Here is a 24237-nt window from a genome sequence, read left to right on the forward strand (position 1 = left end):
TAACCGTTTGTTGAGGTGAAAGTGATTGATTCGGACTCGCAATCAATTGAGGAGAGAGGTCTCCCTTGACGGACAGTCCTTTCCATTGGGGTCGTGCCCAACACTTTCTCGCCACTTTGGCGCTGCCGCTGGCCTTGCTGCTCGGGGCCGCCTGGATGCATGTCCGCTTGGGCGGCATGGCCCCCTCCATGGCCCAACTGCTGGCCCTGACCCCCTATGGTCTGGCCCTGGCCGGGGCCTTGGTGGGCTGGCGCTTCAATTCCAGCCGCACGGTCTTTCTGATGGGCATGCTGGCCCTCGGCCACGGCCTTTTGCAAGGCCCCTTGGCCGGTGGCCCGTTCGGCAGTCCCATCAACGGCATCATCTTCACCGCCTTTGCCCTGTTGCTGCCGCTCAATACCTTGTACTTCGCGCTGACGCCGGAACGCGGATTGGCCACCGGCGGCGGTTTGGCCCGGTTGGGCGTGCTGTCGGCTCAGGTGGCGGCGGTGGCGGCGGTGATCTATGCCGCCCCGGCTGGAATCGAGCCGTCGGCCATTCAGGACTTTCAACAAGGCATCTGGTCCCTGTTGCGGACGCGGATTTTTCCCCCGGAGATGGATCGCTGGACGGCCCTGCCGCAACCGGCGCTGATCGCCTTCACGGTTTCCATTGGCGTTATTTTGGTACAGGGTTTGATCAAGGACCGCCCGGTGGATCTGGCCATGGCCGGGGCCTTGGCGGCGCTGTGGGCGGCGTTGCATGGGATCGGCAACGGCGCGGTTCCGGCCCTGTGGTTCACCGCCGCGGCGGTAATCGCCCTGGCCGGGGTGCTTCAGGATTCCTACCGCATGGCCTTCCTGGACGATCTGACCGGACTGCCCGGACGGCGGGCCCTGAACGCCGAGTGCGCCAAGCTGGGCCGCCGCTATGCGATTGCCATGCTGGACGTGGACCACTTCAAGAAATTCAACGACACCTACGGCCATGACGTGGGCGATCAGGTGCTGCGCATGGTCGCCGCGCGGATGATGCGGGTTTCCGGGGGCGGCAAGGTGTTCCGTTACGGCGGCGAGGAGTTCACCGTCTTGTTCCCGGGCAAGGAAGCCGAAGAAGCCCTGCCCCATCTCGACGCCCTGCGCGAGGATATCGCCCAATCGGGGTTCCTGTTGCGCGATGACCAGCGGCCCAAGGAAAAGCCCAAATCCCCGCGCCAACAGTCCCCCGAACCCCATCGGGTCTCGGTGACGGTCAGCATGGGGGTGGCCGATCATCTGGCCGCCGAGGGGCCGGATCAGGTCATCCTACTGGCCGATCAGGCGCTGTATGGGGCCAAGGAAGCGGGGCGCAATCGGGTCATGGCCTTTGCAGCATAGGCAGGACGGCGCGGCGGTTTTTCCACACCCGCCAGCCCAGCAGGCCAGCCAGGACGGCCCCGTGAATCAGCACCTCGGTCTCCCGGGCGCGGACCATCATGTAGAAATGAACGACCACCAGAATGGCCGCCGGATAGACCAGCCGGTGCAGCTTGCGCCAGCGCGCCCCGCCGAGCCGCTGGATCATCCCCTTGGTCGAGGTGACGGCCAGCGGAAGGAGCAGCAGCAAGGCCCCCATGCCGATGGTGATGTAGGTGCGCTTGAGCAGGTCGGCCCAGATGGCGGCCCAATCGAAGAACTGGTCGAGCACCACATAGCTGGTCACATGCAGGGTCGCGTAGAAAAAGGCATAGAGCCCCAACATGCGGCGGAAGCGCCCCACCTCGCCGCGTCCGCTGATCTGGCGTAGCGGCGTCACCGCCAGAGTCAGCAGCAGGAAACGCAGCGCCCAGTCGCCGAGGAAGCGGTTGGACGCCTCCGCCGGATTGGCGCCCAGGGTGCCGTCGGCCAATCCCCAGACCAGCCACCCCAAAGGCCCCAGACAGGCGACGAAAACCAGGATCTTTAAAGCCCTCAAAACAACCCCTTGGGATCCATCCCCTGATACAGGTGGGCCACCTCGTCGGCGTAACCGTTGAGCATCGGGGTTTCGACCTTGGAGCTGAACAGGCCGCCGCCGATGACCCGTTCCTTGGCCTGGCTCCAGCGCGGGTGCGTCACTTCCGGATTGACGTTGGCATAAAAGCCGTATTCCCGGGCGTTGGTCATGGCCCAGGTGGTGGCGGGCATTTTGTCGGTGAACTCGATGGAGACGATGGATTTGATGCTCTTGAAGCCGTATTTCCACGGCACGATCAGACGCAGCGGCGCGCCGTTCTGATTGGGCAGGGTCTCACCGTACATGCCGACCACCATCAGGGTCAGCGGGTGCATCGCCTCATCCATGCGCAGCCCTTCCCGATAGGGCCATTGCAGGGCGTTGGTCTTTTGCATCGGCATCTGCTCAGGGTCGAACAGGGTGCGGAAAGCCACATATTTGGCGTCTCCGGTGGGTTCGAAACGGTTCAGCATGTCGCCCAATGGAATACCGATCCAGGGCACCACCATGGACCAGGCCTCGACGCAGCGGAACCGATAGATCCGTTCCTCCAGCTTGTGCGGCTTGACCAAATCTTCGTAGGCATAGGTCCCCGGCTTGTGACAGGCCCCCGAGACGGTGACTGTCCAAGGCAGCGGCTTGAAGTCCCGGGCGGCCTCCGCCGGGCCGTCCTTGTCCAGGGCGAATTCATAGAAGTTATTGTAGGCCGTGGCATATTTCTTGTCGGTCGGAGTCAGGCCCTGACCATAATCGGTTTTGACGGACTCCAGCGGCGTCACTGCGGCCTCGGCTTCATCAAGCGGCAACAGGCCTGCGGCCAATGCCGCGCCGGCCCCGGCAATGAACTCGCGACGGCGCAGGTACAGGCCCCGGGGGGTGACCCGGGACTCGGCGATATGGGACGGCTTTTTGATACGGATCAGCATGGCAGGTCTCCTCTTTCAAAACAGAGTGACCCCCCGGGCCGTCTTTGCAAAGACACGATGTCGTCAAAAAGACGTGAGCATTGACGTTAAGCCGTGTAAATAGAGGATCATGCGCACGATTTATCACTTCTGGCTGTCTGCCCCCAGCCGCATGGTCCGGGTTGCCCTGGCCGAAAAGCAGCTCGATTTTCATCTGAAGATCGAGGAGACCTGGCTGCGTCGGCCCGCCTTCCTGGCCCTCAATCCGACCGGCGAGGTGCCGGTGATGGAGGAGGCGGACGGGGCCATTCTATCGGGGGCCCGGGTGATCTGCGAATACCTGGATGAAATCGTTCCCGAGCCGCCACTGCTCGGCGCGGCCCCCCTGGCCCGGGCCGAGGTGCGCCGCTTGGTGGATTGGTTCGAAACCAAATTCGGCCCCGAGGTCACCGACAACCTGATCGGCGAAAAAATCATGAAGCGGTTTTTACGCCTCGGCACCCCGGATAGCCGCGCCATCCGCGCCGGCAAGAGCAACGTGACCTACCACCTGGACTACATCGGCTTCCTGACCGAGCGCCGCAAATGGCTGGCCGGGGACTATTTCTCGCTGGCCGACATCACGGCGGCAGCCCATCTGTCCTGCGTCGATTACCTGGGAGACGTGCCCTGGGCCGAACACGAGGCGGCCAAGGACTGGTACGCGCGGATCAAGTCCCGCCCCAGTTTCCGCGCCCTGCTGTCGGACCATATCCCCGGTGTCTCGCCGCCCAAACATTATGCGGACCTGGATTTCTGAGAAATTTCGCTTAAACATAAAGCAAAACTTCTCAATCCATAAAAAACTATTATTTTCCCTTATATACGAAAAACGTTATCCTGTGCGTCAGAACTTGCCCGCCCATTCGCAAACAGGAAGCGTCCCATGACCGTCGATACCGCCCAGTACCTGATCAACGAGGAACCCTATTATCAGCCCCTCGGCAACGAAGTGGCCCTGTACGAGGCGGCTTACGCGGAACGGCTGCCGGTGATGGTCAAGGGGCCGACCGGTTGCGGCAAGTCGCGGTTCATCGAATACATGGCCTGGAAGCTGAAAAAGCCCCTGATCACTGTAGCCTGCAACGAGGACATGACGGCCTCGGATCTGGTTGGACGCTATCTGCTCGACGCCAACGGCACCCGCTGGCTGGATGGGCCGCTGACCGTTGCCGCGCGCATCGGGGCCATCTGCTATCTGGACGAAGTGGTCGAGGCGCGCCAGGACACCACCGTGGTCATTCACCCGCTGACCGATCACCGGCGCACGTTGCCGCTGGATAAGAAGGGCGAACTGGTGCACGCCCACGCGGATTTCCAATTGGTGATTTCCTACAATCCCGGCTACCAGAGCCTGATGAAGGATCTCAAGCAATCCACCAAGCAGCGCTTCTCCGGGCTCAATTTCGATTATGCCGATGGCAAGGTCGAGGTCGAAATCCTGACGAAGGAAACCGGCATCGACGCCGACACCGCCACCAGGCTGGTCAAGATTGGCGAGACCGCCCGCAACCTCAAGGGCCACGGGCTGGACGAAGGCATCTCTACCCGCCTGCTGGTCTACGCGGCGCGGATCATCAAGCAAGGCATCAAACCCAATGAAGCCTGCCGCATGGCGCTGGTCGCGCCGATCACCGACGATGCGGAAATCGCCGCTACCTTGAAGCATTCCATCGACGCCGTCTTCGGCTGAGGGGAGGAGTCGTCATGGCTCTGAGCCCGGACGAACTGCAAGACTTCCGCGCCCAGCTCAAATGCGGCTTCGAGCAACTCGACACCGCCTTTACGGGCATCATGGAGGACGCCACCCAGCGCCTCTCGCCGGAGGCCGTGCGCACCCTGCTCGACGGCGCGTCGCTGATCTGCATGATCGGGCGTGGCTATGAGCCGGTGCATGTGTATCTGGGCGAAATGCCAGTGATTGCCCAGCGGCTGGGCGAAGAGGTAATCGAAAAGATCAGCCAGGCCGTCTGGAAAATGTCGCGCACCCCCAACGGCAAATGCATCCTGCCGTTTCTACAGTCTCTGGGCGAGGCGTCGCGGCGGCTTGGTTCGGCAGAGTTGCTGGACCGCTGGATCGCCCTGCTGTTCGATTTCATGGAGTCGACTACCTCCTCCATCCATGGACATCACACCACCATTCCCAGTCCCGGCCTGCCGGAAATGCTCAATCAGATGCCCTATTTGCTCAATCAGCTCTCCCTGGAGGGACTGAAGAACTGGGTTGATTACGGCGAACGCCACTACAAGGACCATCCGGAGCGCCAGAAGGACTATTTCTGTCTGCAATCGGCGGATTCCAAGGCCATTTTGCAACGGGAACGGCACGGCACCCTGTTTGCCGACAACGAACGCAAGATGAGCCTCTACATGCGCGGCCTGTGGCAGGAAAAGGTGCATTTCGTGCCCTATTCCACCGGCTTCGACGAACTGCGCAAACCGCTGCCCTATTACGACGAGTTGGGAATCCGGGTGCCCGATGTCTATGACGATCTGGACGGCGGACGCGATGCGGGCGGCGTCGCCGGGACCGACCGCTACCGGGCGCTGCTGGCCCATATGGCGGCTCACCGGCGCTGGACCCGGGCCATTTTTGCCGACAACCTGAGCCCCTTCCAGCGGGTGGCGGTGGAAACGGTTGAGGATTGCCGGGTCGAAGCCCTGGCCATGCGCGAATATCCAGGCCTGCGGACCCTGCTCAAGAAGCTGCATCCCAAACCGGCCGAGGATGGCTGCAACCCGGAGGTGGAATCCTGCATCCGCCATCGGCTGGCGATGTTCTCCTATGCCGTGCTCGATGCGGAGCACCCCTATAAAAACAAGGACCTGTTGGAATTCGTCCGGCGCTTCCACGACATGCTGGCCGATGGCGAGGGCTCGACCGAAGAGGCCGCCGCCATTGCCGTGTCGTTCATCGCCCGCACCCGGCGGCAACAGGATCAGTCAGCCAATATGTATTTCACCGATACGGAAGTCGATTACCGCGACGACAACCGGCATATGTGGAAGTTCTATGAACTGGGCGACGAAGAGGAGATGTTCGACAAAAAGGACAAATCCAAATCCCAGCAAGAGGACGAGGAAAAGGGCCTGCCGCCCCGCCACTATCCGGAGTGGGACTATCAGAGCAAGACCTATCGCCCCGACTGGGTGAGCCTCTATGAAAGCCTGCACCGCCCTGGAGATTCGGCCAAGATCGACGGCCTGCTGGCCAAGCATTCCCTGTTGGCCAAGCGACTCAAACAGATGCTCGACCTGTTGAAGCCGCAACAGTACGTGCGCCAGCGCTACCAGGAAGATGGTTCGGAGCTGGATCTGGATGTGGCCATCCGCTCGTTGATTGATTTCCGCTCCGGGGCCACGCCGGACCCGCGCATCAATATGAGCCATCGCACCGACGGCCGAGATATCGCGGTTTCGTTGTTGATGGACCTGTCCCAATCGGTGGGTGATATCCCTGAGGGATGCAGCCAATCGGTGCTCGAACTGAGCCAGGAGGCGGTGTCGCTGCTCGGCTGGGCCATCGACCGGCTGGGCGATGAATTCGCCATCGCCGGGTTCTCTTCCAACACCCGCCACGAAGTCCGCTTTCAACATATCAAGGGCTTCACCGAGGGTTGGACCGATGAAGTCAAGGGACGTCTGGCCGCCATCGAAGCGGGCTATTCCACCCGCATGGGAGCCGCCCTGCGTCATGCCGGGGAACGGCTGGCGGCGCGCAAGGCCGACAAAAAGCTGTTGCTGGTGCTGACCGATGGCGAGCCCTCGGATATCGACGTCAACGACGGCCAGCACCTGACCAAGGATACCTACAAGGCGGTCCAGGAATTGAGTCAGAAGGGCATCTATACCTACTGCATCAACCTTGACCGCACCGCCGATCAATACGTTCGGGATATTTTCGGTAGCCAGTATACGGTGATCGACAATGTGGCGCGGCTGCCGGAAAAATTGCCACAGTTGTTCATGGCGCTGACAAAATAGGGTCGAAGAGTCATATTTTTTTACACTTTGGAATAGATCTGAAATAATTATCTTGAAATAACATTGTGTTGCAGTATGGCTCGTTTATTGCGTGTCCTTCTAGAAACACCTCGTATGTGCCTTGGAAGGAAACAACAATGAACAAGCTACTCCAGTCACTCGCCGTTGTGGTCCTGCTGCTGGGAGTCGAGACCACGGCCCAGGCCACCACCATCTCGTTCTCCCTGTCTGGGTCCGGCTACACTCAGGACACGCCCGTTCCCGGCGACCTGTTCGCCACCGATGGCTTGTTGTTGAGCAGCCCGAACGGCTTGGTCACGGCCTGTGGCGGAAACTGCCTTTCCGCTGGCGCCAACTCCTATTACGGAACGATCAATGGTCTGTTCGTTGAGGGGGCCAACAATCTCAGCTTTTCCCCGGTGATCGGAAATGCGGTGATCTCACTGTTCGATTTCAGCGACAACCTGATCCAGACTCTGACGGCGGGCAACTATCTGTACGGCGGCACGACGGCCGTCGGCTCCTTCTCGGCCTACATGGGCTACGACGGCCTCAACAGCATGTCGTTCGATTCGGCCGGACAACAGTGGGGGCAGGTGCCGGAGCCTTCGTCGCTGGCGTTGCTCGGTTTCAGCCTAGCCGGTCTCAGCGTTCTACGCCGCCGTCGGGCCGTCTGATCTCTCCTCACTGGGGCGGCAGGTCGGCCGGGTGCAGTTGGCGGGCCAGGATCTCGAACTGGTCCGCCGGGATCGGGCGCGAGGTCAGGAAGCCCTGCATTTCCTCGCAGGCATGGGGGATCAGGAAATCCATCTGGGCCTGGGTTTCCACCCCTTCCGCCGTCACCCCCAGCCCCAATTCATGGGCCATGGCGATGATGGCGGCGGAGATGGCTTGATCTTCCTGATCGTCGGGGATGTCCATGATGAAGGAGCGGTCGATTTTCACCCGCTCCACCGGCAGGCGCTTGAGATAGGAGAAGCTGGAATAGCCGGTGCCGAAATCGTCGATGGCCAGCCAGACCCCGAGATCGCGCAGCCGCTTCAGAGTCTCGATCCCGACTTCCGGATTTTCCATGACAAAACTCTCGGTCACTTCCAGTTCCAGTTGACTGGCCGGGAGGCCGCTGTCGGCCAGGGCCTGGGACACGGCCCCCACCATGTCGCCCTGGGAAATCTGACGATTGGAGACGTTGACGGCCATCCGCAGGGGCAGGCCGCGATCGGCCCAGGCCTTGGCCTGGAAACAGGCCTGGCGCAGCACCCATAACCCCAGCGAATGGATCAGCCCGGTTTCCTCGGCCAGTGGAATGAACCGTCCGGGCAGAATCAGCCCCTCGCCCGGATGATGCCAGCGCAGCAACGCCTCGGCCCCGACCAGCCGTTTGCTCTCCAGATGGATTTGCGGCTGGTAGTAGACCTCCATTTCGCCGTGGGCCACCGCGTTGCGCAATTGGCTTTCCAGATGAAACCGCTCCTCCGTCGCCTGACTCAGCTCCGGGGTGTAGTAAACGAAACAGTCGCGACCCTTGTCCTTGGCCCGATACATGGCGGTATCGGCATGTTTGACCAGTTCTTCCGCAGTCTCTCCATCGCGCGGATAAAGGCTGATGCCGATGCTCGCCCCGATGGCCGCCTCCTGGCCGTCCAGGTCCACCGGACGGCGAATTTCGTCAAGAATCTTTTGCGCCAAAAGCCCCACCTCTTCCGGGGCGTGCACATCTTCTATGATGACGGTGAACTCATCGCCACCCAATCGGGCCACCGTGTCGGCCTCGCGCAGGCAATTGTTCAAACGGACGGCCAGGGTTTGCAGCATCAAGTCGCCCATCTGGTGGCCCAGGGAATCGTTGACCATCTTGAAACGGTCCAGATCAATGAACAGCAGGGCCAGCAGACCACTGCCGCGCCGGGCCCGATCCAGGGCGTGGGCCAGCCGGTCCGAATAAAGCAGACGGTTCGGCAGATCGGTGAGCACATCGTAGTGGGCCAGACGCTGAATGCGCGTTTCGCTGTCCTTCTTTTCGGTGATGTCCGAGAAAATGCCGATGAACTGCTCCACTTGGCCCTTGGCATTGGTGACGGCGGTGATGTTCTGCCAGGCGGGAAAGACTTCACCATTTTTGCGCCGGTTCCAGATCTCCCCAGTCCAGTTGCCGCGCTGTTCGATTTCGGCCCACAGTTGGCTATAGAAATTTTTGTCATGGTGACCCGAGCTGATGAACTCCTCCGGGCGGCGCCCGATCACCTCGGATTCCGCATAGCCGGTGATGACGGAAAAGGCCCGGTTGACGCGCACAATGCGTCGCTCAGAATCGGTGATCAGGATGCCTTCCCGGGTCTTTTCGAACACTTCCGCAGCCTGCTTGAGCGCCGCCTGGGCGGCTTTGGCTTCGGTGATGTTGCGCCCGATATTGAAGCTCAGACCCGCCTCCAGATCAGGCGTCCCGCTCCACGACAGCCAGGCGGTTTTACCGTCCTTGGTCAACATGCGGTTTTCAAAGTTGCGTAGATTTTGTCCCGACTTCAAATGGTCAAGGGCCGCCTGGGAGCGCTCCCGGTCCCGGGGATCGACAAAATCCAGCATCGGACGGGATAGCAACTCATCGCGAGCAAAACCCAGATCCCGCTCGAAGGCCGAATTGAGGAGCCGGAACTCGCCGTCCAGGGTGGCCGAACAGACCAGATCCTGGGACAGTTCGATCAACTGGTCCCGTTCCCTCTGTGTCTGCTGCCGATCGGTGATATCAATGCCGGTGGCAATGACATAGGCCACGTCCCCCGCCTCGTCCAACAGCGCCGTGTTCGACCAGTCGATTTGATGCTCCCTGCCATACCGGTCCAGCCAGGGATTGATGTGGCGATTGGGAAAGTGGCCCGCTTTCAGGTTGACGAAAACCCGCTCCACCTCTTCCAGCCGTTCCGGCGGCAGCACCAGCGACCAGACCTTTTCGCCCAATACCTCTTCTGCCTTATATTGGGTCAGCCGCTCGCAGGCCTTGTTGAAACGCACAATCCGTCCCGTGCGATCCAGCACCACCACCAGAGAGCCGATGGTGGCCAGCACCGCGTCGGTGAAATCCCGTTCCAGGCGCAGATCCTGTTCCACCTTTTTGAGTTCGGTAATATCAAGGAAATAGCCGATCATTTCCTTTTGGCCGCTGCCGGATGTGATCACCGAGGTCACTTCGCGCACCCAGATCCAGCGCCCGTCCTTGTGCCGCAACCGGTATTCGGTCTCGTGGTCGCGGCTGCGCTGGGCCTCACTAATACAGTGATAGAGGGCCGAGGTGCGATCTTCTGGATGAATGCGCTCGGCCCAGGAGGGGATGTCGACCCAGCTTTCCAATGGATAGCCGAACAAGGATTCAATCTGCGTGCCCACATAAATGAACTTGCCGCTTTTCACATCCACCTGCCAGGGAACTGCGCGGGTGGTCTCGACCAGGGACCGGAACCGCGCCTCGCTGGCTCGTAGGTCGCTTTCCGCCTGTCGTGCCTCGGTGATGTCCTGCATCACCCCCTCCAGGCGCAAGGGTCCCCCCACACTGTCGACCGTCCGTTCCGCCAGATGGCGCACGATCCGCGTCGCCCCGTCGGGCCGCAGGATCTCATGCTCCAGAACCATGGCCGCCCGGTTGTCCCGACAGGCCCTCAGGGCCGCCTCCAGGTCGGCGCGGCAGGTCTGTTTGGTCATTTCAAGCAAGGCGGTGAAGCCCTCGCCATTATAATTGGGCGAGATCCCCAAAATCTGCTGCGCCTGGGGGGAAAGCCGCAACTGATTGGACTCGCCGTTCCAGTCCCAACTGCCGATGCCGGCCAACGACTGCGCCTTCTCCAATCGGGCCTGCATATTGCGCAGATAGTCACCCATCCCGCGCCGGTCGGTCAGGTCATTGAAGATGATGAAGGTCAAGCTGCCAGAGGTGGCCGCCATGAAGGAAATGACCCGGCGTCGCCCGTCCTTGCAGCGGACCACACCCTCAATGGGCTCGATGGCCGTCTGGGTCTGCTGCGCCTTTTCGACCCGCAACCGCCACTCCTGGCGGATGGCTTCCCGATAATCCTTGTCCGGATAGGCCAGCGGCCACCAGTGGGACACATCGGGAATATCCTCAAGAGTATAACCAAAGCTGCCGATGAAGCTCCGATTGAGAAACACCACCTCCTGCTCGGCCCCGACGATCACCGCAATGGGGGCCGGAGAAACCTCCAGCAAGGTCATCAGAGTACCGTCCACGCCATCGAACATTTTTTGTATTTTGTCCGGTTTGTGGCTCATGTTGGGTATTTCAATTCCATAAAAATTCGCTGGCCATGTAGTTTTTGACTTCTTTCGAGGCATTGCAATGAAAATCGCCCTGGGATGCCTTCCCCTAGGGGCATGAGTTGCTATAAACAGCGACAAGAGGAGCTGCAACGGATGATTCACGCCATGCCAAATGTGCGACGCGCCGGACTGCTATTCATGCTGCTGGGGTTCATCCTGGCGCTGATATCCATTTTCATGGCCAGCTATCCGTTTAATTTCGGCATCTGGTATCAATCGGAGCCGGTTGTTCTGGCGCTGCGCATCAGTTCGGGGCTTGCCGGAATCGGACTTGTTCTGGTGGCCCAGACCCATGCCGTCGCCCGCCGTGCCCTGATCCATCCCTTCGTGCTGGTCCCCGCCGCCCTGGCCCTGTGGAGCGCCCTGGTCTCTCCCTGGCAGGAATTGCCGCTTCAATCCTGGTTCGGCTCGCCGGAAATTGGCGAGGGGGTGCTGTGGTACATGGACATGGCGCTGCTGATCGCGGCGGCCCTGGTGCTCATTCGATATCCGTTGTACCGCCGCATTTTGTTGGTCGTGGCGGTCGTGGCGACCCTGATTGTCGCCATCTCCACCTGGATGTACATGAACGGCATTCCCAATCCTGTGGCCCCCTATTATTTCGCTGACTATATGGCCTTTCTGGGCATCGGCATCGGCGGGGCCGTCGCCACCCTGTGGAAGGCTCCGTTGTTGCCCCGCGCCTTGGTGGCGGCTCTGTTTTGTGTTGGCATCGTCGTTGTGTCGAGCAATAACGCCGCTATTGGCATGCTGATGCTGACCCCCCTGGCGCTGCTGGTTTATCGGTATTTCCCCCTGTCCGCCGGGAAAAAGCCTTGGCTGGCGCTGGCTGGTGTCATGGCCGCCCCGCTGCTGATCACCCTGCTGGTCAGTCTGTTCGAACTGGCGGACCTGTCCACCGGGACCAGCAGTCTGGCGGGTCTCGCCAATTCGGTGCGTTCCCGCCATCACCTGGCCCATGTGGTCTGGGAGGCTCTGGGCAGTCAGCCCCTTTCCTGGCTGACCGGTCTGGGCTGGGGCTCCTACGCCGATCAACTGGCCATCCACCTGCCGGTGAAATGGGCCATCCTGGTGGATGACCCGTTGAGCGTTTCCAAACTTACTACTCGGGATTGGTGGGATGCCATCCATCGGGTTGATTTCCACTCCCACAATTATGTGCTCGAAGCCCTGCTGGGGGGCGGCATTCCTGCTCTGCTGCTCACCCTTGGAGTCTATGCCATCCTGCCTCTGGGCAGTCGGAAGCGGTATGCCTATTTGGCATTCGGCATGGCCTTGAGTCTGGCCGCGGTGGCCGCCACCTGGTTCATATTCATTGGTATCCTGCCCATTCTGGCGCTGGCCGTGGCCGGTCTGGCCCGGCCCGTGAATGGACCGAAACGTCTGCCCCCCGTTGTGCCGCTGTTTTTTGTTGCCCTGTTCAGTCTGCTGTCCCTGGCGGCGGGCATCGAGTCGGCCCGATTCGTCCCCTATGCTTTCAAGTTTACGCCCCCGATGCAGGCCCCCTTGCCCGCCGACCCGACAGTCGGAACCTGCAAAGAGATCTATGAGGATCATGGTCGGGGGGGCATACATCTGGGCCATCGGCTGCGGACGCTGGTCAAGGTGGTGCAATCAACCGTTCAGCAACAGCAGCAGCCCAGTCCCGAGATGCTCTCCTACCTGCGCGGTCTGGCCTGCGCTTCCGAGCATTATCTCAGCCACGACGCCGGGATGAAGCTGCGTATCGCCACGATTCTCAGCCAATCGGATCTGGCCTTTCTGGCCGCCGACGGTGCGACGGCCGAACTGGTCGCGCGATATCTGCGGACCTGGGAACAGCGGGTGTTCGAGGTTCTCGACCGGGCCCCCGACCGCACCGATCTGGCCGCGCCCTATCTGTCTTATCTGTTGTCCCGTGGCGACAATGACCGCCTGCGAGACCTCACGTCGCGGCTTTATGCCCACAACCCGGACGATCCCATCGCCCTGTGGTTTTCCGGGCTGGCATTATTGAACAGCTCCGATCAAGGGGAAGCCGGGATCGCCCGAATGCAGCGCGCCCTCAATCTGGGTCTGGAACGCCTGATGCCCGTGGACGAAACGATCAAGGCCCAACTCACGGGAGTCCCTGCGCCAGCACCTGCAAACGCAATGTTCCGCAAGGGTCGCCTCGAAATTGAGACGGCAACGGGTCCGGCGTCATTCCAAGTGGAAATCGCCGAAACGCCAAGCTCCCGGGAGCAAGGCTTGCAATGGCGCACCAGTCTGGCGGCGGATCACGGTATGCTGCTGGTATCCGAGGAGGCGAAGCGTTGGCAAGTCTGGATGAAGGATACCTTCATCCCGCTTGACCTTTTGTTCCTGTCGGTGGAAGGACGGGTTACCGAAATCATCCCGGATACCCTTCCACGTTCAACTCAGGTCATGGAGCCCCAGACGGATGCCATCGCGGTGCTGGAACTCAACGGCGGCACCGCCCAACGGCTCGGAATCCGGGTCGGTGCCGCCATCAAGCTGCATCCCGCTCAGTAGCGGTAGGCCTCGCCCTTGAACGGGCCGTTGACCGGCACGCCGATGTAGTCAGCCTGCTTCTGGCTCAGTTTGGACAGCGCCACGCCGAGCTTGTCCAGATGCAGTTGCGCCACCTTTTCATCCAGATGCTTGGGCAGCACGTAGACCTTGTTGCCGTATTTGCCGTCGGCATTGTTGGCGAACAGTTCGATCTGGGCCAGGGTCTGATTGGTGAAGCTGGCCGACATGACGAAACTCGGATGGCCGGTGGCGCAGCCCAGATTCACCAGCCGCCCCTCGGCCAGCAGAATGATCCGATGACCATCGGGGAAGGTGATCTCGTCCACCTGCGGCTTGATGTTGGTCCATTTGTAGTTCTTCAGGCCCGCCACCTGGATTTCGTTATCGAAATGGCCGATGTTGCAGACGATGGCCCGGTCCTTCATGGCCGCCATGTGGTCGGTGGTTAGAATGTCTACGTTTCCGGTGGTGGTGACGAAAATATCGCCGCGCGGCGCGGCGTTTTCCATGGTCACCACCTCGAAGCCTTCCATGGCCGCCTGTAAGGCGCAGATGGGGTCGATCTCGGTGATCAGCACCCGGCACCCGGCGGAGCGCAGGCTCTCGGCGGAGCCCTTGCCCACGTCACCATAACCGGCCACCACGGCGACCTTGCCGGCCATCATCACGTCGGTGGCGCGGCGGATGCCGTCGACCAGCGATTCACGGCAGCCGTACTTGTTGTCGAACTTGGATTTGGTCACCGAATCGTTGACGTTGAAGGCCGGGAACGGCAGGGTTCCGGCACGCTCCATTTCATACAGCCGATGCACGCCGGTGGTGGTTTCCTCGGTGACGCCGCGGATGTTCTTCAGGATGTTGGAATACCAGCCGGGCTGCTCGCCAAGGCGTTTCTTGATCGCGGCGAACAGGATCTCTTCTTCCGTGCTGCCCGGATTGTCGAGCAGCGAAATATCCTTTTCGGCCCGCGCGCCCAGATGAATCAGCAAGGTGGCGTCACCGCCGTCGTCGAGAATCATGTTCGGGGTGCCGCCGTCGGCCCATTCGAAAATCCGGTGGGTGTAATCCCAATAGTCCACCAGCGTCTCGCCCTTGACCGCGAACACCGGTACGCCGGTGGCGGCGATGGCAGCGGCGGCATGGTCCTGGGTCGAATAGATGTTGCAGGAAGCCCAGCGCACTTCAGCCCCAAGCGCGGTCAGGGTTTCGATAAGCACCGCCGTCTGGATGGTCATATGCAGGGATCCGGCGATCCGTGCCCCCTTCAAGGGCTGCGACGGACCGAATTCCTCGCGTGTCGCCATCAGTCCCGGCATCTCGCTTTCCGCGATATCCAATTCCTTGCGGCCCCAATCGGCCAGGGTGATGTCGGCGACAATGTAGTCGGGGGTGCTCATGGCGGTCTCCTGAAATCCCAATAAAAAGGCTGGCAGGGGTGTAGCAGGCTGGAGTCGCCGGGGCAAGTCACCCGTCATGTGATCAATTTTGCATATTCAAATTGAAAAATGGGCCGAATCAATTCATGATGCAGTCAATCAATCAAATAATTACATTTTTATGCAGGGAAATCACATGAAGCGGAAAATTTTGGCCAGCTTGGCGCTGGCGGTCATCGTCTTGTTTTCGGCCCCCTCGAAGGCTGAAGACGCCATCTTGAAGCCGTTCATTCTCGCCGCTCTCAGCGACCTGGATCTGGCGGCGACCACCGCCGAGGTCAAGGGCAAGCTGACCGGAGCCGGTTTCGAGATCGTCGGCGAAGTCACCCCCTATGCCGGAACCCACATTCTGGTGATCACCAATGATGACCTGAAGGCCCTGGCCGCCAAGTCGGAACATGGCGGCTACGGTGCCGTGCACCGGGTATCGCTGGTCGAGGCCGGGGGCAAAGTACAGGTCTCCTACACCAACCCGCCCTACTGGGCCGCCGCCTACCGCATGGACGGCGATCAGGCCGACATGGCCGCCAAGCTGTCCGCCGTTCTGGGCATGCAGGAGCAGTTTGGGGCTACGGGTCTCAAGGCCGATAGCCTGCGCGACTACCACTACATGTTCGGCATGGAATATTTTGACGAGCCCAGTGAGCTGGCCGCGTACGACTCCTACGCCGATGCGGTGGCCGCAGTGGAAAAGGGTCTGGCTGAGGGCCGGGCCGGGATTACCAAGGTTTATCGGGTCGACATCCCGGGCAAGGAAGAGACTGTCTTCGGCGTCGCCATGGACGGCAGCAAGGGCGAAGGCAACATGCAGGACGACGCCTTTCTGATGAGCCAGATCGACTTCAAGGACATCAAATCGGCGGCCCACCTGCCCTATGAAATTCTGGTCAGCGGCGACGAGGTCTATGCCCTGTATGCCCGCTTCCGGATCGCCATCAGCTTCCCCGACCTGTCGATGATGGGCGCCAATAGCTTCATGAGCATCATGGAAAGCCCCAAGGCCATCGAGCGCGCCCTGACCCAGGCCGCAGGCGGCAAGGTCAAGAAAGCCTCGACGGGCATCAACAATTAGAATCTTCCTGACAATAAGCATCAACCTCTCTCAAACTCAAGGCCGCCTCCGGGCGGCCTTTTTTGTTTGAGGGCTCATGCCATGCCGTTGAAGTCGTCGAGCAGGGTGGCGATGCGGCCCGGGTCGGTCTGTTCGAGGATCAGGCTGGCGCGGCGGGTGGCGGCGGCCATGTCCAGTTCACGGATACGCCGTTTGACGCGCGGAATATTATGCGCCGACATACTCAGCTCGCGGATGCCCAGCCCCAGCAGCAGCGCCGTATAGCGCGGATCACCGGCCATTTCGCCACACAGGGAAACCGGGATACCGGCCCGCAGCGCCGCCTGGGCGGAGAATTGGATCAGCCGCAGCACCGCCGGATGCAGCGGGTCGTGCAGATAAGCCACTCGCTCGTCGGTGCGGTCGATGGCCAGGGCATACATGGTCAAATCATTGGACCCGATGGAGAAAAAATCGGCGACCCGGGCCAAGGCATCGGCGGCCAGGGCGGCCCCCGGCACCTCGATCATCACGCCGATGGGTGGCAACGGATCGGCAATGGGAACACCTTTCGAAATCAGTTCCTTGGCGCACTCATTGACCGCCTCGCGGACCCGGCGCACCTCCGACACGGTGGTCACCATGGGCAACAGAATGCGCACCGGCCCATGGGCTCCGGCGCGAAGAATGGCCCGCGCCTGATCCTGCAACAGACTGCGCTGACTGAGCGACAGGCGGATGCCGCGCAGACCGAGTACCGATTCGGCGCTGGTGCCCACTTCATCGACCAGGGTGGTGGCAATTTTCTCGCCCCCCACATCCAGGGTGCGGACGGTCATCGGCTGACCGCCCAGATCCATGATCATCGTCTTGAGCAGATGGTATTGCTCTTCCTCGGAGGGCAGATCCTCGCGGTTCATGAACATGAACTCGCTGCGCAGCAGCCCGATGCCGACGGCCCCCATCTGAATCATCTGATTCAATTCCACCGGCAATTCCAGATTGCCGCGCAACAGCACCGAAACGCCGTCGCTGGTGATCGCCGGACGTTTGCGCAGACGGGCCAGGGCACGCGCCTCGCGCACCAAATCCTCCATGCGCCGCTCGTAATAGCGCAGAGTGCTTTCCTCGGGATGGACGATGACCCGGCCCTGGGTGCCGTCGATGATCACCGGAGCCCCGTTTTCCACCCCGGCCATCAGACCCGACACCCCGAGCACCGCCGGGAGTCCAAGCGCCCGGGCCATGATCGCAGTATGCCCTTCGGCCCCGCCCAGGGCGGCGCACAGACCCATCACCCGTCGCGGATCCATTTGCGCCGTGTCGGCCGGGGTGATTTCGTCGGAAATGATGATGCTGCCCCGGGGAACGCGGGTGAAGCCCTTCTGCGGTTCGCCAATCAGGTTTTGCAGCACCCGGGTGCCGATGGCGCAAATGTCGTCGGCCCGTTTGGCCAGATAGCTGTCGTTGACCGACAGGAAGCTGGTGCTGATCTCCTGGATTTCCGTTTGCAGGGCGGCCTCGGCGTTGATGCGCTGCTCGGTTATGCGTTTCTCCACCCCGCGAATCAACCGAGAACCGGTGAGCATGTGCTGGTAGGCGTCAAGCAGATAGCCCAGTTCTTCCGCCGCCGCTTCGGGCAATCCGCGGGTCTTGGAGCGCAGGGTGCCGAGCTGGTTGCGGGATTTCTTGACCGCCGTGGCAAACCGCTGGCGTTCGGCCTTCACCCGGTTGGCGGCGATGCGATATTCCGGGATATTGACCGAGCCACAGTCGCGCACATGGGCCTCGCCGATGGCAATGCCCGGCGCCACGCCCAATCCTTTGAGGACCCGTTCTTCCCGGAAAATCTTCGGGACGACGGCCGTGATCTCGTCGTCATCCATGGACATGGAGGACGCCTCCCTGTTGGCAAACCTCAACCGAACCGTTTTCGTTCGTTATTCTTCTTCGAACTTGCCATTGACCAGAGCCGAGATGGCTTCTATGGCCACTTCGGCTTCCGGGCCGGCGGCATTGACCTGGATACTGGTTCCCGGTCCGGCCGCCAATAACATCAGACCCATAATCGACAGGCCGGACACGGTCTGATCGCCTCGGGTAACTTCCACCAAGGCATCGAACGCCCCCACCACCTTGACGAACTTCGAGGCGGCGCGGGCATGCAGCCCCCGCTGGTTGACAATAGTCAATTCCCGGCTGAAGCCGTCCGGGCCGTTGTCGTCACGCAAGACCTCAATCTCCCAGTAACTGCGAGGCGATATTGATATATTTGCGGCCCGCTTCCTGCGCCGCGTTGACCGCCTCGGCCAACTCCGTATCCCGACGCACGGTCGCCAGTTTGATCAGCATCGGCAGATTGACGCCAGCGATGACCTCGACCCGCGCCTTGTCCATGATGGAAATGGACAGATTGGACGGGGTGCCGCCGAACATGTCGGTCAGCAGAACGACGCCGCGACCGGTTTCCACATTGGCGACGCTGTCCAAAATCTCACGCCGACGGATTTCCATATCGTCCTCCGGACCGATACAGACGGTGCGCACCTGCGGCTGATGCCCCACCACATGTTCCATGGCATTGACAAGTTCCAGAGCCAGATTTCCGTGCGTCACAAGCACAAGGCCAATCATTCTATACCTACACCCCCCGGAGTCCCCTTCGGCACCATCATGACAGGCTTTCCCCCTTCCTGTCCATCCAGGTCACGATGCCGAATTTGCACCCGATGGCCCTGCGCCGTCAACCAATGCCCCAGACGTTCCGCCGTGTACACGGAACGGTGCCTGCCGCCTGTGCAGCCTAACGTAATGGTAAGGTAGCTTTTGCCCTCGGCGGCGTAACGCGGCAACAAAGGGGCGATGAGCCGGGTCAGATTATCGAAAAACGGCGCAAAGGCGGGATCGCTGCCGACGAAATCGGCTATCGGCGCATCCCGACCGTTCAGCGGCCGCAACGCCGGGTCGTAATGGGGATTGCGCAGGAACCGCACGTCGAACAGCAGGTCCGCGTCGCGTGGAATGCCGCGCTTAAAGCCGAAGGACATGACGAAAATACTCAGCTGCTGTCCGGCCTCGGCCATGAAATGCTGCCGCAGTTGCGCCTTCAGTTCGCCCAGCGGCAGGGCCGAGGTATCGAGCACCACGTCGGCCCGCCCGCGTAACGCACTCAACAGACGGCGCTCCTCGCGTACCCCATCGAGCACCGGACGATCCACGGCCAGGGGATGACGATGGCGGGTCTCCACATAGCGTCGATGCAGTTCCGCGTCATCGCAATCCAGGAACAGCACCTGCACCTCCACCTGTTCGACCCTGCGCAACCGGTCCAGTTCCTCGACCACGGCGGCGATGCCGAACCCCCGGGTCCGCACATCCATGCCGATGGCCAGCAACGGCACCTCCCGGTCCTGCTGCGGACTCAATCGGTTGCCCGCCACCAGCGCGCCCAGAAAGGTCAGGGGGATATTGTCCACCGTCTCGTAGCCCATGTCCTCCAACGCCTTGAGGGCCGAGGTCTTGCCCGCCCCGGACAGGCCGGTGACCAGCAGCACCGGGCGAGACGTCGGGCCGGGGGAAACAGGGGCGTCACTCATGGGGTCCAGGCTCCCGATTGGCAGAGGTTGGTATCGAACACCGCCCGCGCGGCCAGCCGCACCTTGGCCACGGCGGAAGACTCGAAGGGGGCCAGGACGATCCGGCTCACCTTGTGGTTCAATATGACCTCCCATTGCGGCTCGGGCAACCGGGGAACATTGGCCGGAGCGACCAGGTCGATCAACAGATGCAGCGCCGCCCCGGGGGCCGCCTCCAACCGCATCAGTCCCAGGCCCCGCACCTCCAGCATCCCGGACAGGGCGGGCGGTGAGCTGGCCCACAACTGGTCGTCGCGCAGGCCAAGCTCGGTCCGGTCATCGGCCACCAACTGCGCCCCGTCGACGATCAGCCGCAGGGCCAAATCCGATTTGCCGCTCCCCGACGGCCCGCGCAGCAGCACGCCACAGCCGCCAATCCGGACACAGGTCCCGTGAATTTGCTGTGTTTCCGTCATCGGGCACCCCCTCACATCTCGACCGGCAGGCGGACCACGAAACGGGCGCCCAGCACCTCGCCTTCCGGGGTCATGCGGTTGCTGGCGCGGATCATGCCGCCGTGCGCCTCGACGATCTGTCGGGAAATACTCAACCCGAGTCCGGAATGGGTGCCGAATTTCTCCCCGGCCGGGCGCTCGGAATAAAAGCGGTCGAAGATGGCCTCCTCCTTGCCCGGTTGCAGCCCCGGCCCGTCGTCGCAGACGGTGGCTTCCACCCAGCCCCCGTCACGGCGCAAAGTCAGCCGAATGGTTCCGTGCGACGGGCTGAAGCTGATGGCATTGCCGATCAGATTGCGGAACACCTGGACCAGTCGACTCTCAATTCCGGCAATCTTGAAATCATCGTTGGCGGTCTCCAGCATCACCCGGGGGCCATCGTCGGTGACCTGGTGTATTTCGGTCAGGGTGGCCAGCATGGCCCCCAGATCGACGGTCCCGTATTCGGCCCGCGACAGTTCCGCATCCAGGCGCGAGGCATCGGAAATATCGCTGATCAGCCGGTTGAGCCGCTGCACGTCGTCCTGGATGATCGTCATCAGCTTGCGTTGTTGCGCCGGGTCTTCGATGCGCGCCACGGTTTCCACGGCGCTGCGCAACGAGGTCAGGGGATTCTTGATCTCGTGGCTGACATCGGCGGCGAACCGCTCGATGGCGTCCATGCGCGCCCAGAGGGCCTCGGTCATGTCGCGCAGGGCATGGGACAAATCGCCGATTTCGTCCTGACGGCGGGTCAGGTCGGGAATGCTGCGATTGCGCGCCAGACTGGAGCGCACCCGCTCGGTGGCCAGGGACAACAGCCGTAGCGGCCGCGCAATACTGGCCGCCAGATAGAGCGACAGCAGGACGGTCACCGCGAAGGCCAGCCCCGAGACCTTGAGAATATCCAGCCGCACCTTCAACAGCGCCCGGTCCACCCGGCTGGTATCGGTGGTCACCATCAAGGCCCCCAGCACATGCTTGTAGCGTTGAATGGGCACCGCCACCGACAACACCGCCGCCGATCCGGGCAGCGCCCGCGCCGCCACGGCGGCATCCCCATGCAGCGCCATCACCACTTCCGCATAATCCGAGGCCCGCTGATCCTGATGTTCCTCGTAGGGTTCCAGCTCGACCCGCCCGGGCAGCCAGTCGAACAGCCAGCGGCTCAGATCCAGCGCCTGATCCTGCAACGGGTCATTGCTCACCGGCGGCGGCAGGGTCTCGATTTCGATGGACCCCTTGCCGCTGAGAAGGCGCTTGGAATCGGCCATCAGGTCGCCGTCAGGGGAAAACAGCCGGGCGCGGGTCGGGGTACTGCCAACCATGCTGCGCACCATCTGGCGGGCCATGGGGGGATAGATTTCCTGTTCGGTCGGGGTTCTCTGCACCGTCGCCCCTTCGCCCAGGGCGGCGGCGAACAGTTCCGCGTGAGTCCGCAAAACCGTCAATTCCGCCGAGATCAGCGCCCGGCGGTATTCGCCCAGATAGAGCATCCCGGCGACCAGAATCACCAATGCCAGCAGATTGACCGCGAGGATGCGTCGGGTAATCGGCGAAAACCGCCGCCGCGCCGCCGCTGTCCTGTGATCCCCCGCCGTCATGCCCCCTGGGTCCCTATTCCTTGTAGCGGTAGCCGATGCCGTACAGGGTCTCGATCTGCTCGAAACTGTCGTCCACCTGCCGGAACTTCTTGCGCAGCCGCTTGATATGACTGTCGATGGTGCGGTCGTCCACATAGATATTGTCGCCATAGGCGGCGTCGATCAATTGGTCGCGGTTTTTCACATGGCCGGGCCGCTGGGCCAGGGCTTGGACAATCAGAAACTCGGTCACCGTCAAGTTCAAAGGCTTGCCTTTCCAGGCGCAGAGGTGGCGCGCCGGATCGACCAGCAAATCACCCCGGGTCAGCACCTGGGCGGTCTCGGTTGAGGACTCCTCCTCCGGATGATCCTCCAGTTCCCGCCGCCGCAGCAGGGCCTGAATGCGGGCGATCAACAGGCGCTGGGAAAACGGTTTCTTGATGTAGTCGTCGGCGCCCATGCGCAGGCCCAGCAGTTCGTCCACCTCCTCGTCCTTGGAGGTCAGGAAGATCACCGGCATCTCGCTTTCCTTGCGCAGCCGGGACAGCAATTCCATGCCGTCCATGCGCGGCATCTTGATATCCAGCACCGCCAGATCCGTCGGCTTGTTGAGCAAACCGGTCAGCGCCTCGGCCCCATCCTTGTAGGTGGTGACCGTGAAGCCTTCCGCTTCCAGGGCCATGGAAACGGAGGTGAGAATGTTCTGATCGTCATCGACCAGGGCGATGGTTTGGGTCACGGGACTCTCCTGCGGCGGCTCAAAGGACTATCCGGTCGTTTCTGGGGCTGAATTCTGGCAGATTTATGCTTCCTTCGCGACCATATGAAGGCGAGTCCGCAAGCGATCCTGAAAATCCTCCTCGGCCAGGTGGTAATAGATCATGTAGTCGTCCTCCCGCCGGGCCAGCCGTCCACCCTGTTCGAGGCGGGCCAGTTCGGCCAATACCGGGGCCTCGGGACCACCCATCAGAGTCGCCAGATCGCATTCACAGAGTTCCCGGTCAATCAGCGCCAGCAGCAGTTTCGCCGCCAGGGGGGAGTCGATTCCTTCCCGCCCGGCCACGGCGGCGCAGACCTCGTCTGAGGCGAGCAGGATATCCGCCACTTCGGCGCAGGCCTTGCAGTCATAGGCGACCCGGACCGTGCCGCCGGGCCGCAACCGTTGCCGCGCGGCGGCCACATCCTCCGCTTCCAGACAGCGCACCGGGCAGCTCACCTGGGTTTTATCATTCATCGACCAGCTTCCTTTCGTCATCGCCGGGTTATTTTAGCGGCATCAAAGCGCCGCGTCCCCCTTGACGTTTTGACCATTCAAGGCCATGTCCCTGGCGGGGAAAACTTCAAGAGCAGGAAAAAGACAATGACCAATTTCAGCGCCCTTTTGTTCGACGTGGACGGCACGCTGGCCGAAACCGAGGAGCTGCATCGCACCGCCTTCAACGAGACCTTCGCCGAATTCGGACTCGATTGGGACTGGGACCGCCCGCTTTATAAAAAGCTGCTCAAGGTGGGCGGAGGCAAGGAGCGCATCAACCATTACGCCGAGGATTTCCTCAACACCTCCATCGACTGGGAATTGGTCAAAAAGATGCATCTGGCCAAAACCGAACGCTATCAGAATGGCGTCATCGAGGGCCGGTTGCCGTTCCGTCCCGGCATCGAGGCCCTGATTCGCGAGGCCCACGAGACCGGCATGCGTCAGGGAATCGTCACCACCACCTCGCGCGGCAACGTCTATTCGTTGCTCGAAGCCAATCTCGGCCCCGACGCCCACAACTGGTTCGAGGTCATTGTCACCGGCGAGGATGCGCCCTTGAAGAAACCCGATCCGGGCCTCTATCTGGTCGCCCTGGAACGGTTGGGTCTGCCCGGCGCGGCCTGTCTGGCGGTCGAGGATTCGGCCAACGGCGTGCTCTCGGCGCTGGCCGCCCAGATTCCGGTGATCGTCACCCGCACCCCCTGGACCGAGGGCGATACCTACGACGGGGCACTGAAAATTTTTGATGACCTGGAGGGCGTGACTCTCGATGCCTTGCAGGCCGCGTTCGGCCAACAGGGGTGACCCTGGCCGACCAGTTGGAACGTGCCACCGGGGCCGACCGGGCGCTGGACCGTGCCCTGCGCGACCATTTCCTGGGACCGCAAGAGGGCGACCCGCCGCCCCTGACCGGCTCGGTGGATCGTTGCCTGGAGCTGGTCCACCAAGTCCTGCCCGGCTGGCATTGGCATGTGGGCTGGGGCGCGTCTGGATTCCTGCCCTACGCCCTGCTGTCCCACCAGGGACATGAATACCATTCCGACGGCCCAACCGTGCCCCTCGCCCTGCTGCGGGCGTTGATGTTGGCTTGGGAGGCGACAACGGAATGATGCTGGGAAC

21 protein-coding genes are annotated in these 24237 nt (G+C 61.7%); 9 read left to right on the top strand and 12 right to left on the bottom strand.

From position 1 onward, the window contains the following. Positions 1–65: 65 nt before the first annotated feature. On the top strand, positions 66–1355 hold the full coding sequence (locus ACYQ1P_RS05320) for a GGDEF domain-containing protein (protein ID WP_460019306.1): 1290 nt from the start codon (positions 66–68) through the stop codon (positions 1353–1355). On the opposite strand, the gene ACYQ1P_RS05325 is transcribed toward ACYQ1P_RS05320, so the two are convergent. Continuing rightward, positions 1336–1932 (bottom strand): protein-methionine-sulfoxide reductase heme-binding subunit MsrQ, encoded by a 597-nt coding sequence (locus ACYQ1P_RS05325; protein WP_460019307.1) that lies wholly within the window; start codon positions 1930–1932, stop codon positions 1336–1338. The genes ACYQ1P_RS05320 and ACYQ1P_RS05325 overlap by 20 nt on opposite strands. Continuing rightward, positions 1929–2879, bottom strand: coding sequence for a protein-methionine-sulfoxide reductase catalytic subunit MsrP (gene msrP, locus ACYQ1P_RS05330; protein ID WP_460019308.1), 951 nt, complete (start codon positions 2877–2879; stop codon positions 1929–1931). The genes ACYQ1P_RS05325 and msrP overlap by 4 nt, the downstream gene beginning before the upstream one ends. 109 nt (positions 2880–2988) lie before the next feature. Here msrP and ACYQ1P_RS05335 point away from each other — a divergent pair, with 109 nt between their 5' ends. The 4 genes from ACYQ1P_RS05335 (at position 2989) to ACYQ1P_RS05350 (ending at position 7558) form a co-directional block, all read left to right on the top strand. Continuing rightward, on the top strand, positions 2989–3657 hold the full coding sequence (locus ACYQ1P_RS05335; RefSeq protein ID WP_460019309.1) for a glutathione S-transferase family protein: 669 nt from the start codon (positions 2989–2991) through the stop codon (positions 3655–3657). A gap of 126 nt (positions 3658–3783) precedes the next feature. Beyond that, positions 3784–4590, top strand: a complete 807-nt coding sequence (locus tag ACYQ1P_RS05340; RefSeq protein ID WP_460019310.1) for a CbbQ/NirQ/NorQ/GpvN family protein — start codon at positions 3784–3786, stop codon at positions 4588–4590. Between the two features lie 14 nt (positions 4591–4604). After that, positions 4605–6881 (top strand): nitric oxide reductase activation protein NorD, encoded by a 2277-nt coding sequence (locus tag ACYQ1P_RS05345; protein WP_460019311.1) that lies wholly within the window; start codon positions 4605–4607, stop codon positions 6879–6881. A gap of 137 nt (positions 6882–7018) precedes the next feature. Beyond that, positions 7019–7558: a PEP-CTERM sorting domain-containing protein gene (locus ACYQ1P_RS05350; protein ID WP_460019312.1), complete on the top strand. Its 540-nt coding sequence runs from the start codon at positions 7019–7021 to the stop codon at positions 7556–7558. A gap of 7 nt (positions 7559–7565) precedes the next feature. On the opposite strand, the gene ACYQ1P_RS05355 is transcribed toward ACYQ1P_RS05350, so the two are convergent. After that, positions 7566–11159 carry a PAS domain S-box protein gene (locus ACYQ1P_RS05355; RefSeq protein WP_460019313.1) on the bottom strand — a complete coding sequence of 1198 codons (3594 nt, stop codon included), beginning with the start codon at positions 11157–11159 and terminating at the stop codon, positions 7566–7568. A 141-nt stretch (positions 11160–11300) separates the two neighbouring features. On the opposite strand from ACYQ1P_RS05355, the gene ACYQ1P_RS05360 reads away from it, so the two are divergent. Further along, positions 11301–13721, top strand: a complete 2421-nt coding sequence (locus tag ACYQ1P_RS05360; RefSeq protein ID WP_460019314.1) for a DUF192 domain-containing protein — start codon at positions 11301–11303, stop codon at positions 13719–13721. Here ACYQ1P_RS05360 and ahcY read toward each other — a convergent pair. Next, entirely contained in the window at positions 13715–15118 is a 1404-nt protein-coding gene (gene ahcY / locus ACYQ1P_RS05365; RefSeq protein WP_460019315.1) for an adenosylhomocysteinase, read from the bottom strand. The genes ACYQ1P_RS05360 and ahcY overlap by 7 nt on opposite strands. Before the next feature lie 175 nt (positions 15119–15293). Between ahcY and ACYQ1P_RS05370 the strand changes: the two genes are divergently transcribed. Beyond that, complete coding sequence (locus tag ACYQ1P_RS05370) at positions 15294–16229, top strand: hypothetical protein (RefSeq protein WP_460019316.1); 936 nt, start codon at positions 15294–15296, stop codon at positions 16227–16229. 74 nt (positions 16230–16303) lie between these two features. On the opposite strand, the gene ptsP is transcribed toward ACYQ1P_RS05370, so the two are convergent. From ptsP to ACYQ1P_RS05410, 8 genes are all read right to left on the bottom strand, one after another. Next, positions 16304–18100 (bottom strand): phosphoenolpyruvate--protein phosphotransferase, encoded by a 1797-nt coding sequence (ptsP, locus tag ACYQ1P_RS05375; protein ID WP_460019317.1) that lies wholly within the window; start codon positions 18098–18100, stop codon positions 16304–16306. A 48-nt stretch (positions 18101–18148) separates the two neighbouring features. Next, positions 18149–18439 (bottom strand): HPr family phosphocarrier protein, encoded by a 291-nt coding sequence (locus ACYQ1P_RS05380; protein WP_460019318.1) that lies wholly within the window; start codon positions 18437–18439, stop codon positions 18149–18151. Between the two features lie 4 nt (positions 18440–18443). Continuing rightward, on the bottom strand, positions 18444–18842 hold the full coding sequence (locus tag ACYQ1P_RS05385) for a PTS sugar transporter subunit IIA (RefSeq protein WP_460019319.1): 399 nt from the start codon (positions 18840–18842) through the stop codon (positions 18444–18446). Continuing rightward, complete coding sequence (rapZ, locus tag ACYQ1P_RS05390; protein WP_460019320.1) at positions 18839–19804, bottom strand: RNase adapter RapZ; 966 nt, start codon at positions 19802–19804, stop codon at positions 18839–18841. Before rapZ ends, ACYQ1P_RS05385 begins: the two co-directional genes overlap by 4 nt. Further along, positions 19801–20259 (bottom strand): HPr kinase/phosphorylase, encoded by a 459-nt coding sequence (locus tag ACYQ1P_RS05395; protein ID WP_460019321.1) that lies wholly within the window; start codon positions 20257–20259, stop codon positions 19801–19803. Before ACYQ1P_RS05395 ends, rapZ begins: the two co-directional genes overlap by 4 nt. A gap of 11 nt (positions 20260–20270) precedes the next feature. Continuing rightward, positions 20271–21881 (bottom strand): stimulus-sensing domain-containing protein, encoded by a 1611-nt coding sequence (locus ACYQ1P_RS05400; protein ID WP_460019322.1) that lies wholly within the window; start codon positions 21879–21881, stop codon positions 20271–20273. Between the two features lie 13 nt (positions 21882–21894). Next, positions 21895–22599, bottom strand: a complete 705-nt coding sequence (locus ACYQ1P_RS05405; protein WP_460019323.1) for a response regulator transcription factor — start codon at positions 22597–22599, stop codon at positions 21895–21897. Between the two features lie 63 nt (positions 22600–22662). Beyond that, positions 22663–23094, bottom strand: a complete 432-nt coding sequence (locus ACYQ1P_RS05410; protein WP_460019324.1) for a hypothetical protein — start codon at positions 23092–23094, stop codon at positions 22663–22665. A gap of 126 nt (positions 23095–23220) precedes the next feature. Between ACYQ1P_RS05410 and ACYQ1P_RS05415 the strand changes: the two genes are divergently transcribed. Both ACYQ1P_RS05415 and ACYQ1P_RS05420 read left to right on the top strand, forming a co-directional pair. Beyond that, positions 23221–23922, top strand: a complete 702-nt coding sequence (locus ACYQ1P_RS05415) for an HAD-IA family hydrolase (protein ID WP_460019325.1) — start codon at positions 23221–23223, stop codon at positions 23920–23922. Beyond that, positions 23919–24227 carry a hypothetical protein gene (locus ACYQ1P_RS05420; RefSeq protein WP_460019326.1) on the top strand — a complete coding sequence of 103 codons (309 nt, stop codon included), beginning with the start codon at positions 23919–23921 and terminating at the stop codon, positions 24225–24227. Before ACYQ1P_RS05415 ends, ACYQ1P_RS05420 begins: the two co-directional genes overlap by 4 nt. Positions 24228–24237 lie beyond the last annotated feature (10 nt).

This window comes from Magnetospira thiophila (assembly GCF_054657015.1).

Coding starts and splice junctions, on each gene's coding strand:
- ACYQ1P_RS05395 (WP_460019321.1), bottom strand. CDS start 20,259: ATGACGGAAACACAGCAAATTCACGGGACCTGTGTCCGGATTGGCGGC.
- ACYQ1P_RS05360 (WP_460019314.1), top strand. CDS start 11,301: ATGATTCACGCCATGCCAAATGTGCGACGCGCCGGACTGCTATTCATG.
- msrP (WP_460019308.1), bottom strand. CDS start 2,879: ATGCTGATCCGTATCAAAAAGCCGTCCCATATCGCCGAGTCCCGGGTC.
- ACYQ1P_RS05415 (WP_460019325.1), top strand. CDS start 23,221: ATGACCAATTTCAGCGCCCTTTTGTTCGACGTGGACGGCACGCTGGCC.
- ACYQ1P_RS05370 (WP_460019316.1), top strand. CDS start 15,294: ATGAAGCGGAAAATTTTGGCCAGCTTGGCGCTGGCGGTCATCGTCTTG.
- ahcY (WP_460019315.1), bottom strand. CDS start 15,118: ATGAGCACCCCCGACTACATTGTCGCCGACATCACCCTGGCCGATTGG.
- ACYQ1P_RS05410 (WP_460019324.1), bottom strand. CDS start 23,094: ATGAATGATAAAACCCAGGTGAGCTGCCCGGTGCGCTGTCTGGAAGCG.
- ACYQ1P_RS05400 (WP_460019322.1), bottom strand. CDS start 21,881: ATGACGGCGGGGGATCACAGGACAGCGGCGGCGCGGCGGCGGTTTTCG.
- ACYQ1P_RS05350 (WP_460019312.1), top strand. CDS start 7,019: ATGAACAAGCTACTCCAGTCACTCGCCGTTGTGGTCCTGCTGCTGGGA.
- ACYQ1P_RS05335 (WP_460019309.1), top strand. CDS start 2,989: ATGCGCACGATTTATCACTTCTGGCTGTCTGCCCCCAGCCGCATGGTC.
- rapZ (WP_460019320.1), bottom strand. CDS start 19,804: ATGAGTGACGCCCCTGTTTCCCCCGGCCCGACGTCTCGCCCGGTGCTG.
- ACYQ1P_RS05340 (WP_460019310.1), top strand. CDS start 3,784: ATGACCGTCGATACCGCCCAGTACCTGATCAACGAGGAACCCTATTAT.
- ACYQ1P_RS05385 (WP_460019319.1), bottom strand. CDS start 18,842: ATGATTGGCCTTGTGCTTGTGACGCACGGAAATCTGGCTCTGGAACTT.
- ACYQ1P_RS05355 (WP_460019313.1), bottom strand. CDS start 11,159: ATGAGCCACAAACCGGACAAAATACAAAAAATGTTCGATGGCGTGGAC.
- ACYQ1P_RS05345 (WP_460019311.1), top strand. CDS start 4,605: ATGGCTCTGAGCCCGGACGAACTGCAAGACTTCCGCGCCCAGCTCAAA.
- ptsP (WP_460019317.1), bottom strand. CDS start 18,100: ATGTCCATGGATGACGACGAGATCACGGCCGTCGTCCCGAAGATTTTC.